The 12856-nt window shown below is 40.5% G+C and carries 8 protein-coding genes; 1 reads left to right on the top strand and 7 read right to left on the bottom strand.

The window, feature by feature from the left end; all coding sequences use genetic code 11:
- Positions 1 to 229 precede the first annotated feature (229 nt).
- The 7 genes from EKM65_RS04575 to parE form a co-directional block, all read right to left on the bottom strand.
- Positions 230 to 1534 carry an aminoglycoside 6-adenylyltransferase gene (locus tag EKM65_RS04575; protein ID WP_164506819.1) on the bottom strand — a complete coding sequence of 435 codons (1305 nt, stop codon included), beginning with the start codon at positions 1532 to 1534 and terminating at the stop codon, positions 230 to 232.
- Positions 1535 to 1679: 145 nt separating this feature from the next.
- The gene (locus tag EKM65_RS04580; RefSeq protein WP_125605993.1) at positions 1680 to 2609 is read right to left on the bottom strand and encodes a manganese-dependent inorganic pyrophosphatase; all 930 of its coding nucleotides are present in this window, start codon (positions 2607 to 2609) and stop codon (positions 1680 to 1682) included.
- A gap of 32 nt (positions 2610 to 2641) precedes the next feature.
- Complete coding sequence (locus EKM65_RS04585; RefSeq protein ID WP_125605996.1) at positions 2642 to 3616, bottom strand: LysR family transcriptional regulator; 975 nt, start codon at positions 3614 to 3616, stop codon at positions 2642 to 2644.
- Between the two features lie 105 nt (positions 3617 to 3721).
- A complete protein-coding gene (gene pflA, locus EKM65_RS04590) occupies positions 3722 to 4516 on the bottom strand; it encodes a pyruvate formate-lyase-activating protein (protein ID WP_225420401.1) in 795 nt (264 codons plus the stop codon).
- Positions 4517 to 4753: 237 nt separating this feature from the next.
- Complete coding sequence (gene pflB, locus EKM65_RS04595; protein ID WP_125605999.1) at positions 4754 to 7015, bottom strand: formate C-acetyltransferase; 2262 nt, start codon at positions 7013 to 7015, stop codon at positions 4754 to 4756.
- A 401-nt stretch (positions 7016 to 7416) separates the two neighbouring features.
- Positions 7417 to 9900 (bottom strand): DNA topoisomerase IV subunit A, encoded by a 2484-nt coding sequence (gene parC, locus EKM65_RS04600; RefSeq protein ID WP_125606002.1) that lies wholly within the window; start codon positions 9898 to 9900, stop codon positions 7417 to 7419.
- Between the two features lie 5 nt (positions 9901 to 9905).
- Entirely contained in the window at positions 9906 to 11927 is a 2022-nt protein-coding gene (gene parE, locus EKM65_RS04605; RefSeq protein WP_125606005.1) for a DNA topoisomerase IV subunit B, read from the bottom strand.
- 232 nt (positions 11928 to 12159) lie between these two features.
- On the opposite strand from parE, the gene plsY reads away from it, so the two are divergent.
- Positions 12160 to 12777: a glycerol-3-phosphate 1-O-acyltransferase PlsY gene (plsY, locus tag EKM65_RS04610; protein ID WP_125606008.1), complete on the top strand. Its 618-nt coding sequence runs from the start codon at positions 12160 to 12162 to the stop codon at positions 12775 to 12777.
- Positions 12778 to 12856: the final 79 nt, after the last annotated feature.

Genomic DNA, 12856 nt, shown 5'->3' on the forward strand with positions numbered 1-12856 from the left:
CTGATTCCCCTATATTTTCTTCAACATTAAGTTAAAACTGGGACAAAAATCTCAGTTTCTTTATTTTGGTGTCGTCATGAGCCAAGCGCCTGAGTTTTAACGATGTTATTAATCAACAAACTCAATTCTGTTCTCGCCTCAGCTTAACTTATACATTTCAACTTATAAATAAATTTCATTTCAACCTGGAAAATTATTGCTGAATTGCTTAATACTACGCGTATTCTGATTAATTAAGGCGATCCTCATCGGATGTCACCCGCACGTTTTTAAATTGATGATGTTTATCAACTAAGACTTTAAAACCACCCTGTAGGACGCGCTTTGTTCCTGGGTTCAATGGTTTCTCAATCCAGGTTGCATCTGCAATACTGAATTCGATTTCTGATGCATCTTCATAGGTCGCACGAATTGAAGTCACGACGCCATAAAATTCTGTCTGAACTTTCGTTGCCTTGCCAAATTGATTCACAAAATCATTTTGTTGGAAAAATTTGGCTTTGTTATTGGTAATTAAGACTAGATCAAGATCTGATTCTGGCTTCTGTGTACCACGAGCATATGAACCCACTACGATTAAGCTATCAATATCTTCATCATGCTGACCCCAGTCAACTAACTGACTTTCCAGCTGCTGCAACAAACTGGCATTATTTTGATCAAAGTAAGTTGCCAGGTCAGTTTCATCTTTACTACGCAAATAAGTTAATGGTACTTGATCGAGCGCCAATAGAGGTTGATAGTTAAAATTCAATTTATCTCCGACCAGTTTTAGGGCCGTGTTCTCTAGTTGGGTCATGGTCTTCAATGACGCATAGATAGCGTTAGTGCTACTAGTATCAAAGGTGTCTAACACATGTCTTTGCACTTTAGGTGGCAAGAATTTCAAGGTTTGTTGATTTTGCTTACCGTAGCTGCGTTCGAAACCATGATTGGTAGCCACGCCCCAAGTTAACATTCGAATTAATTCCTCGCGCGTTAGATTTAAATAAAACTGGGCTAAGAAATTTTCTTGACGCACTGTTGCTTTAAGTGTGTTGACAAATTCCCACCAGAATTCCTTCACTGAACTGCTAAACATCTTTTCAGAAGGACGATCTAACCAATATTGCCGATCGTTAGGATGTAATGACTCTGTCACGCGACCATCCTTATCACCAACGATACGTGTTAATGTATCTTCAGATAAATAGCCTTTTAATTGCTGTAAAGGTCGGAACTGCCAATCAATCCGCAGTCCGCTCTGGTATAGAACTAAGAAATTATGGCGACCAGCAAGATCCAATTCCTCAGGTGGATAAAGTCCGTCATGACCTGGCTCAGTCGCTAAGAGAATCTCGCCGAATTGATCCATGAATGAGTGATCGTTCACATATTTAGCAACGTTGTCCGTAAAAAAGACCACATCATAATCTTTAAACTTATCGTCTAAGACATTAGGATTAGTACGGGAGCCATTCAGACCAAATACACGAATATCTTCATTGTTATTGAAAAAATTCTGAAACTTTAACATCATTTGTTCTTGTTTCAAAGTAATTCTCCTTTTTAAATTCCACATTTCAATGCAATCAATCAACGCCCACAATATACCACAATCAAGATGCTCATGGTCAACAAAAAAGAGGCCAGCAGACTTAGGTCGCTTACCTCTTATTTTAACATATTCAGAATTAAAATTAGTATGCTTCTGTTAATTGTGGGACGATTTGTTTCTTACGTGAAACAACGCCAGGAAGCAAGACGCGATTGTTAACCACTTGCTTGTCAAAAGCCTTTTCAAAAGCAGCAATACCGGTTTCAGAACCGATGACAATAGCTTCCGAGTCACTATTTAAGATATTCGTCATTAAGAGGACGAATAAATCATAATTTTCGGCAGCATTCTCATCGTTAATGACGGCTTCAAACGCAGCTTGACGAGCTAGGACGCTGTCTAAATCAACAGTGTTTACTTGAGCAACACGTACTTTTTTGCCTTTAAGTTCAAAGGTCTTGGCATCCATATCCACTAATGCTTGCTCAGACTTGCTAGAAAGATCAGTTCCAGCCTTCAACATGTCTAAGCCATATGTCTCATAATCAACATCAGCAAGCTTAGCAAGGTCTACAACTGCGTCACGATCCGTCTGCGTTGTTGTCGGTGACTTGAAGAGTAAAGTATCAGAGATGATTGAAGAAAGCATGAGACCCGCAATTTTGGCGGGAATAGTGATACCATTCTCATGATATAACTTCCAAATTACCGTACTGCAACAACCCAGCGGTTCTGCACGATAGAAAATTGGGTCAGATGTATTAAAGTTATTGATGCGATGGTGGTCAACAACGTGAGTTACTGTGACATCAGCAATGTCACTGACACTTTGTTGTGGTTCATTATGATCGACTAACATGACCTTGGTAACTTCATCACTCGCACGTGTGATTACTCGTGGTGCCTCTTGGTTGAAGTGTGCTAAAACATATTTAGTTTCTTCATTCGGTTCACCCAAGGCAACCGCTTCTGTGTCGTAACCGAGTTGTCTTTGCAAATAAGCATACGAAATTGCTGTACAAATTGCGTCAGTATCTGGATTTTGATGTCCGAAGACCAATTCTTTTGCCATTACTATAAAACTCCTTTTTAAATCAGATAAGTCTATTTTACCCCAAAACTGTGAGATTCGACATCACTTAAAACAGATAAATAATCTTTTTTGCTAAAAAACTTGTCCCATTCTTCGAAGAATAGTTTAATGCGAGGAATATTAATCTTGTCATTGCGGTAAACAAACGACATATCAAACGAGATTGCAGGATCAAATTCAGCATGATGCATCGTGATCTCGTGTTCATGAGCTAAAAAGAAAGTATAAGGTAAGGCAGTGACGTAATCACGAGCTTGAGCAAAGCGAATAATTGAAAATGGTGACGTAAATTGACCCTTAATTTCGGGTTCATCTACCATTTTATTCTTAAAGACTTCAGTCAATAATTGTGAAATGAAGTAATCTGGCGGATAACCGACCCAATTATTCTTGGCAGCCGCAGCTAATTTAACCTTTTTGCGATTGGCAAGTTTATCATTATGATGTAAGAAAACCAAATGATCGTCTGAGATCTTCTTCGTTGCATAAGCGCGCCAGTTCTTAATACTCTCGTCTGGAACATACATCACTGCGAGATCAATCTGATTGTTCTCTAACCGATCCCAAATCTCGTGACGCGTCAACAAGTCGAAGCTGATTTTGACGTCAGGATACAACTCATTGAAATGAACGAAGAACCGCTCAAAACCAATTGTTTCCATTGAGGATAAGAAGCCAATGCTAATGGGACCTTCAGTGGCACTGGTTGATTGTTGAACCTTGTCTAACGCACTATTGACGATTTCAAAAATCTGCTGTGTCGTTGCGAGCATTGTCCGGCCGGCATCAGACAAATAGAGTTTCTTGCCGATTGAAAAGAAAACTGGTGCGCCGACAGTCCGTTCAAGTTTCTTAATTTGTTGCGTTAAGGCAGGTTGAGTAATTCCTAAGATTTGCGCAGCTTGCGTGTAATTCATGGTTTCAGCAAGTTGCAGAAAATATGTCAATGTCTTAGATGCGAAGAGATTTTCCTGTCGCGTCTTCATATACGTTCCCCCGTTGATATTAATATAAACTTTATCATTATAATAATATAAGTCTAAAAAAAGAGCAACCAAAATGGCCGCTCTTTTAACAATTAGCTTAACTTATTACGCATTAATGGGATAAGTGCGCCAACCTTGATAATCATCGACGTGCAAATAATTCTCAGCATTGACGACTCGATCATGAGTTGGTGGCTCGATTCCCTTCAACGGATAGTCAATTCCTAAATCTTCGTATTTAACAACACCCATTGTGTGGTAGGGTAAAATTTCAACCTTATCAACATAATTCAATGTTTTAATATATTCGCCTAATTCTTTAAGATTCTCGTCAAAGTCTGTTCGTTCTGGTACCAAGACGTGACGGATCCACATATGGTGACCATTCTCAGACATATATTGAATCATGGCCAGAATCGGCTCGTTATTAAAGCCGGTTAAGCGTTTATGCCGATCAGTATCAATCTGCTTGATATCGACCATTGAAACGTCGGTTACAGCCATTAGGCGCTTAAACTTATTAAACCAGGGTTGTTTATAAGTGAAAGGCTGACCACATGTATCAAGACAAGTATTGATTCCCAGTGCTTTAGCCTTGGTGAATAAATCAATTAGAAAGTCAATCTGCAGTAGTGATTCACCACCACTACACGTGATGCCCCCCTGCTTGCCCCAAAAAGCGCGATATTTAGCAGCTTCTTGTAATAGTGTATCCGCATCGATTTCATCACCAGTACCGATATTCCAAGTGTCAGGGTTGTGGCAGAATTCGCAACGCATGCGACAGCCTTGTAAAAAGGCAACAAAACGAATACCAGGTCCATCAACAGAACCGAACGTTTCGATAGAGTGAACATAGCCGATCACTGGTTTAGTTACAGTTGCAGTCGCTGTATCCATGAAAATCATCCTTTCCAAAAGCAAACAATCCGTGTGAGCAGCACTGATTGGTCTCACTCATTATCAATTGTACACTAGACAACAACTGTTTTAAATCAAATCAATGAATTGTCGTGTCTAAACACAATTAGTCTTATTTCACAATTCTCTTTCAAGAAAGCAAAAGGAACCTGGGATAATATCCCAGATCCCTTTCGTCAAAAAATGTGAGTGTACTTAATTCAATTAAAGCAACGATTACATTTCTTCGAAGTAAGTCCGTGAAATGACGTCATCTTGTTGTTCCTTAGTTAAGTCTGCGAAGTAGACACAATAACCAGAAACACGAACGGTTAATGTTGGGTATTCTTCTGGGTGCTTTTGAGCATCAATTAAAGTCTCACGGTTGAAGACGTTAATGTTCAAATGCATACCTTCATTTTCCATATAACCATCGATCATGTTAACTAATGTCTCTTTACGAGCTTCATCATCATGACCAAGTGTATTTGGTGTGACACCAAATGTGTTAGAAATACCATCAGTTGCGTAATGGTATGGCATCTTAGCTGTTGAAAGTAATGATGCTAATGCACCGTTCTTTTCAGCACCGTAAGCTGGGTTAGCACCTGGTGAGAATGGTTCGCCCTTTTGACGGCCATTAGGTGTTGTACCAGTGTTCTTACCATAAACAACGTTTGATGTAATTGTCAAGATTGATGTTGACAATTTAGCACCGCGATAAAGATGATGAGTGTTCATCTTTTCGTAGAAATGTTGTACAAGCCAAACACCAATTTGGTCTGCGCGATCATCATTGTTACCGTAACGTGGATAATCTTCATTATCAGCTTTGAAGTCTACAGCAGTACCCTTCTCATCACGAATAACTTTAACATGTCCATATTTAATAGCAGAAATAGAATCTACAGCATGTGAGAAGCCTGACAAACCAGTAGCAAATGTTCGGTCAAGACGAGTATCCTTCAAAGCCATTTGTGCTGATTCATAATAATACTTGTCATGCATGTAATGGATTGCGTTCAATGAGTTAACATAAACATCAGCTAACCAGTCCATCATTGGATCAAGTTTCTTCATGAATTCATCATAGTCGATATATTCACTAGTAATTGGTGCATATGCAGGTCCAACTTGTTCTTCGGCAATTTCATCAACACCACCGTTGATTGTGTAAAGAATTGTCTTAGCCATGTTAGCACGAGCACCGAAGAACTGCATACCAGTAGCAATAGGTTGTGCAGATACACAGCAAGCAATACCGTAGTAATCTGTTCCCCATTCGTCTTTAAGCATTTCGTCGTTTTCGTATTGAATCGTTGAACTTGTGATCGAAACTTCAGTCGCATACTTCTTGAAGCCTTCAGGCAACTTGTCGTTCCATAACAATGTAATGTTTGGTTCTGGAGCAGCGCCCATGTTTTCCAATGTCTTCAAGAAACGGAAAGCAGTCTTGGTAACATGATGACGGCCGTCCATACCAGTACCAGCAAGTGTTAAAGTGGCCCAGATTGGATCACCTGAGAATAATGAGTTGTATTCTGTTGTCCGGATAAAGCGAACCAAACGTAACTTCATTACTAAATGATCAATTAATTCTTGTGCTTGCTCTTCGTTTAACACACCGCGCTTCAAATCACGATTGATATAAGCTTCGATTGTCGTGTCAATACGACCAACGGACATAGCAGCACCGTTTTGAGTTTTAACAGAAGCTAGGTAACCAAAGTAAATCCATTGAATAGCTTCTTGAGCAGTTTCAGCTGGTTTACTGATATCGTAGCCGTATTCAGCAGCCATTTCTTTCATTTGGCTTAAGGCACGATATTGTTCTTGAACTTCTTCGCGGAGTTGGATGACTTCGTTAGTCATTTCACCGTCACCAATGTTAGCAAAGTCATGAGCCTTAACAGCCATTAACTTATCGATACCATAGATGGCAATCCGTGGAAGATCTGGAATTAAACGGCCACGTGCATAAGCATCTGGCAAACCAGTAACGATCTTGTAGTGACGAGCTTTACGCATAGCAGGTGTATAAACATCAAAAACACCTTGGTTATGAGTTTTGCGGTCTTCAGTGAAGATTTTGTGCATTTCAGGATCTGTCTTGAAACCATAAGCAGTTAATGCATCTTCAGCCATACGGATACCACCAAATGGCATGAATGCACGTTTCAAAGGCTTGTCAGTTTGCAAACCAACAATTGTTTCAAGATCTTTGTCGAGATAGCCAGCTTTATGTGAAGTGATTGTTGCAACAATGTTATTGTCAGCGTCTAAGACGCCACCAACTTCACGTTCCTTTTTCTTAAGATCCAGGACAATTTTGTTTAGTTTAGTTGTAGCATCAGTTGGACCAGCCAAGAAAGACTCGTCGCCATCATATTGGACCAAGTTTCTGTTGATGAAATCGCGAACATTGATTGTCTTTTGCCAATCGCCACCGACAAAACCTTCCCAGTAACTAGGAGTGGCTTGTTTTTCCATCTGTTTCATTGTGTGCCTCCATGTATATATAAGTTTTACAACACTTTTTACATCCTTAGTATAACATGCCACAACAATAATGCAAACCTTTTCTTAGATTTTTCTCAAAAAATGTAAGTGCTTAGAATTCCGTTAAAGCTGCCTTTCTAATTCAAAAATGGAAATCAGCCTAATTATTACATGCTAATTTCATTGATTTCTTTCATTTGTTTTATAACAGTTTTTAACTGCTGTTTCACAACAGCAAATATTCTACACAGCGCTGTTTTTACCTACTTAGGCAATAAAATAAGACTGGTTATTTGTTAATTGTTTAACGAAATAATCAGTCTTAGCTAAATTGTTTTATGATTGGTTTTCATTAATTGGCGGTCTTTGATAGACCATTTCCAAGTTTAATGGGCTGCTAATTAAACTTGAGTTGTGGGATCGTCTAACTGTTCTGTTAATAATTCGATGCGAATTGGTGCACCAACTTGTTCTGAATCCAAGATAAAACTGCCATTTGAATACCGATCATTCGTCGGAACGTCCGCTGTGTGTAAAGCAACGACCTCATTTTGATTCGTATAAATATTGATCTGTTGATCGCCACCTAATAATAGTTGGGTCGCCACAATCTCATGCGGATAACGTTTTAATTGGCGCAAGACTTGCAATCCGCGCAACGCCCGATTGCTTAATGGTAATTCAGTAAGTGGCATCTTCTTGAAGGCACCGCGTTGTGTCAAAATACCAAGCATTGGCCCAGCACCGACTTGTTCTTTGGTCAAGGCCCAAGCGTTAACCAACACATCGCCATCTTTTAAATTCATTCCTTTGACACCAGCGGCCTTAGCCCCAACGACCGGTACATCGCTTAATGCGAAATGCAAGCCGTAAGCATGGCGACTGAATAAGTAAATTTCTGCAAAGACTGCTTCTTCAGGCAACAAGTATTGGACGTTGAGTACTTGAGCATCAGCTTGCTTCAATTTAATTACGGTTTGCGGTCGTGTCCGGTATGTCCGTCCAGGCAATAGATTATCAAAATCAACCTGTTTAACATAACCATCAGATGTGGTCAGCACAAATTGGCCATTTTGATTCAAATCAGAATAAACGTAAGCCGCTAAAACCGACTCAGCAGCATCTAAACCGACATCTTGTGAGAGATGTTGGCCCATATCTTTCCACTTACTGTCGTTAATCTCATGAACCGGCCGATAGATTAAATTACCCTTAGTTGTGAAGATGAACAAATGATCTAAGGTATTAACACTGCCCTCAAAAATTGGAAAGTCTTCAGTCTTTAAGCCATTATCGGCAGCGCCAGTTGCTTGATAAGAACGCAAGCTACTACGCTTGATATAGCCATCATGACTCACTAACAATTCAACTTCTTCAGAAGTAACCATCACACTAGTGTCAATATTTAACGACTGCACTTTTGCTTCAATCGTTGTTAAACGTTGACCGGGAAAATCATGTTTAATTTGTTGCAGTTCTTTTTTAATGACACGATCTAAGGTTTTTGCATCACCTAAGATTTTTTGATAACCAGCGATCTGCTCGGAAAGTTCTTGATGTTCAGCTTCCAATGCAGTGACGTCGGTATTGGTCAGCCGATAAAGCTGTAAGGAAACAATCGCCTCAGCCTGTACTTCAGTAAATTGATATTCCTTGATCAAATTTTGTTTGGCGTCACCTTTATTTTTACTACCACGAATAATTCGGATCACTTCATCGAGAATTGACAACGCCCGAATTAAACCTTCAACAATATGTTGCCGTTTTTGAGCCTTTTCCAAGTCGAATTGAGTTCGCTTGGTAATAACGTCGCGTTGGTGCGTCAAGTACGCATCTAGTGCTTGTTTCAAACCGATTTGTTGGGGACGAAGATCGGCGATAGCAACCATATTGAAATTATACGAAATTTGTAAATCAGTATTTTTGAACAAGTAGTTCAGAATACCTTCAGCGTCAGCGTTGCGTTTCAATTCAACGACGATCCGCAAACCAGTGCGGTCAGTTTCGTCACGTACTTCGGAAATGCCATCCACTTTTTTAGTGACACGCAGTTCATCAATTTTTTTAACTAGCAGGGCCTTATTCACTTCGTAAGGTAACTCAGTGATGATAATTTGTTGCCGTTGGCTGCGCATGGACTCAATTGCCGTCTTAGAACGTAGGACCACGCGACCGCGTCCAGTTTGATAGGCTTCTTTGACCCCTTCCGCGCCTTGCAAAATACCGCCAGTGGGAAAATCCGGGCCAGGAATGAACTGCATCAAATCGTCTAAGGTTGCATCAGGATGCGCCATTAAATAAACGACGGCATCAATTACCTCGCCTAAATTATGAGGTGGGATTTCCGTCGCGTAACCTGCTGAAATACCTGAAGAGCCATTAACCAATAAATTGGGGAAATGGGCCGGCAAAACAGTTGGTTCCTCAGTCGTATCATCAAAGTTTAAAACCATGTTAACGGTCTTTTTATCAATATCACGTAAAAGCTCGCCGGCAATTTTACTCAAACGAGCTTCGGTGTAACGCATAGCAGCCGGCGGATCACCATCCATTGAACCATTGTTACCGTGCATTTCAATTAAGGGTTCGCGTAATTTCCAATTTTGGCTCATTCGGACCATGGATTCATAGATTGAACTGTCACCATGGGGATGGAAATTACCCATGACATTACCCACCGACTTAGCCGACTTCCGGAAGTCATGATCATATGTGTTACCATCTTGGTTCATGGCAAACAAAATTCGCCGCTGAACTGGTTTTAAACCATCACGAATATCTGGTAAAGCCCGTTCTTGAATAATATATTTGGAGTAACGGCTAAAACGTTCACCCATAACGGTTTCAAGTGATAATTCTTCAATTTTTCCTGTTTGATCAGCCATTAACTTCACTCACCTTTATGATGTTCAACTTGTTTCAAAAGATCTTGTTCACCGGTGCTCACCTGATGCGCATCGTCTGCAGCAGTGGTATCTAAAATACTTCCTGCTTCATTCATCGTGAATTTAACATTTTGTTCAATCCAGCGTCGCCGGGGAGCAACTTTATCGCCCATTAGCGTTGTAACTCGCTTCTCAGCCAAAGTTGCGTCGGCGACTTTAACGCGAATTAACGTTCGTGTCTCGGGATTCATGGTTGTTTCCCACAACTGATCGGCGTTCATTTCACCTAAACCTTTGAAACGTTGCAAGCTATATCCTTTACCCATGGCTTTAACACTTTGGGCCAATTGATTTTCAGTCCACGCGTATTCAATTTTACTTTTTGCGCCATGCCCCTTTTGCAGCTTGTACAATGGTGGTAACGCAATATAGATTTTACCGGCATCAATTAATGGTCGCATGTAGCGGTAAAAGAAAGTCAGCAACAGAATCTGAATATGAGCACCATCATCATCGGCATCGGTCATGATGATGATTTTATCGTAATTACTATCTTCAACCTGAAATTCAGAGCCGACCCCGGCGCCGATGGTGTAAATCATCGTATTAATTTCTTCATTCTTGATAATATCTTGTAACTTAGCCTTTTGGGTATTCAAAACCTTGCCGCGCAATGGCAAAATTGCTTGGAAACGACGATCACGACCTTGCTTGGCTGAACCACCGGCAGAATCACCTTCGACCAAATAAAGTTCGTTCTTTTTAGGGTTACGTGATTGAGCTGGCGTTAATTTACCGGATAAGAGCCCATCATTTTTCTTACGCTTTTTACCATTACGACTTTCGTCACGTGCCTTGCGGGCAGCATTGCGTGCTTCGCGAGCTTTAATGGCTTTGCTAACCAGCATTTGGGCCAAATCACCGTTTTCCAACAGATAAAAAGAAAGTTGTTCATAAATTAAACTATCAACTGTTGAGCGAGCTTGAGGCGTGCCTAGACGCCCTTTCGTCTGGCCCTCAAACTGGAGAATTTCTTCCGGGATACGCACTGATAGGACACAACTTAAGCCTTCCCGCACATCACTGCCTTCCAGATTTTTGTCTTTCTCTTTTAAAAGGCCAACTTTGCGGGCATAGTCGTTAAAGGCCTTAGTCAGGCCCGATTTCATGCCGACTTCATGAGTACCACCATCACCAGTCCGCACATTGTTAACGAATGAAATAATGTTTTCTGAATAGCCATCGTTGTATTGACCAGCAAATTCGATTTCGATCTCGTCACGCTTGCCTTCGATACTAATGACATCAGACAGCGTGTCTTTATCTTCGTTTAAATAACGGACAAACGACTGCAAGCCATCATCAAATTTGAAAACATCGCCGCGTTCTTCAGCGCCACGCTTATCCGTTAAGGTGATTTCTAAACCTTTCAACAAAAAAGCAGATTCCCGCAAACGTTCAGCTAATGTTTCATAATTAAAGTTTGTTGTTGAAAAAATTTCTGGATCCGGCATGAAAGTTAAAGTGGTACCGGATTTAATTTTAGCTCGACCAACCTTTTTCAGTGTGCCTTGGGGATGACCACCATTAACAAATTTTTCTCGATATAATTCGTGGTCACGTGCCACTTCAACAATCAGCCAGCTGGACAAGGCATTAACGACGGATGCGCCAACGCCGTGTAAACCACCAGAAGTCTTATAATTATTCTCAGTGAACTTACCGCCAGCATGTAAAACGGTTAAAATAACTTCAATTGTTGGTCGGCCAGATGCATGCATTCCAGTTGGCATGCCACGACCCTGATCGCTAACTGTCAAACTGCCATCCGCATTAATAATAATTTCAATCTTTGAGCCAAAACCAGCCAGAGCCTCGTCAACAGCGTTATCGACAATTTCGTACACTAAATGATGCAGTCCGCGCGCGTCAGTGGAACCAATATACATCCCTGGCCGCTTGCGAACTGCCTCTAAACCTTCTAATATTTGAATTGAACTATCATCATATTGTGCTTTTTTTGCCATGTTACCCTCCATTTGCCTTATGTCTTCGTTAAGACGAATGTATGTTCTATTGCATTAGATTAATTGTTTTAACAACGTCTGTCAATTATTGACAGCACACTAATACTAAGTTAATCATAAAACTGCCTTGATTAGCTATACTTTTTAGGAGAATTCTTAAATTTTTAAGGAAACTGCCAATCAACAAACGATTCATGGTACAATTAAGCGCAATTATATCGGAGGAATCAATTTGAAATTCGCAATTCTATTAATTCTAGCATACATTATCGGATCTTTTCCCTCAGGCGTGGTGATTGGCCAGCTTTTTTATCAAAAAGATATTCGCCAATACGGTAGCGGTAATATTGGTACAACTAATACTTATCGCGTTTTAGGACGAAAAGCCGGCACCGTTGTTTTGTTTTGTGATATTTTAAAAGGATCGTTAGCCGCTGCCCTACCAATCTGGTTTGGGTTAACCCCACCCCATTATTTAGTTTTAATATTTGGGCTGGCCGCAATTTTAGGCCATTCATTCCCAATCTTTTTGAAATTCAAGGGCGGCAAGGCAGTCGCAACCAGTGCAGGAATTCTGCTGACTTATAATCCGCACTTTTTCGTGATCGCTGTCGCAATTTTCGTCGCTATTCTCTGTATTTCCAGCATGGTCAGTATGGCAAGTATGTTGGGAATGGTTCTAATCACTTTAGCTTCACTTTATTATCAAGACTGGTTCTTAACGCTGGTCGCCTTTGCGTTAACGCTCTTTATCTTTTATCGGCACCGCGAGAATATCAAACGGATTCGCGCACACAATGAAAATCTCGTCCCCTTTGGTTGGTACTATCACCATAGGAAAAAGGAATGATCTGCACTATGCCCTGTCAAGTTGACAGATGAAATAATATAAAATTGAATTTGTCTCTAAGCGGCTTCACTCCAGTATT

Origin of the sequence: Lapidilactobacillus bayanensis, assembly GCF_003946695.1 — a bacterium.
GTDB classification, from domain to species: domain Bacteria; phylum Bacillota; class Bacilli; order Lactobacillales; family Lactobacillaceae; genus Lapidilactobacillus; species Lapidilactobacillus bayanensis.

Bases quoted from the DNA above. Each gene is read 5' to 3' on its own strand.
- EKM65_RS04580 (WP_125605993.1), bottom strand. From the start codon at position 2,609: ATGGCAAAAGAATTGGTCTTCGGACATCAAAATCCAGATACTGACGCA.
- pflA (WP_225420401.1), bottom strand. From the start codon at position 4,516: ATGGATACAGCGACTGCAACTGTAACTAAACCAGTGATCGGCTATGTT.
- parE (WP_125606005.1), bottom strand. From the start codon at position 11,927: ATGGCAAAAAAAGCACAATATGATGATAGTTCAATTCAAATATTAGAA.
- pflB (WP_125605999.1), bottom strand. From the start codon at position 7,015: ATGAAACAGATGGAAAAACAAGCCACTCCTAGTTACTGGGAAGGTTTT.
- parC (WP_125606002.1), bottom strand. From the start codon at position 9,900: ATGGCTGATCAAACAGGAAAAATTGAAGAATTATCACTTGAAACCGTT.
- EKM65_RS04585 (WP_125605996.1), bottom strand. From the start codon at position 3,616: ATGAAGACGCGACAGGAAAATCTCTTCGCATCTAAGACATTGACATAT.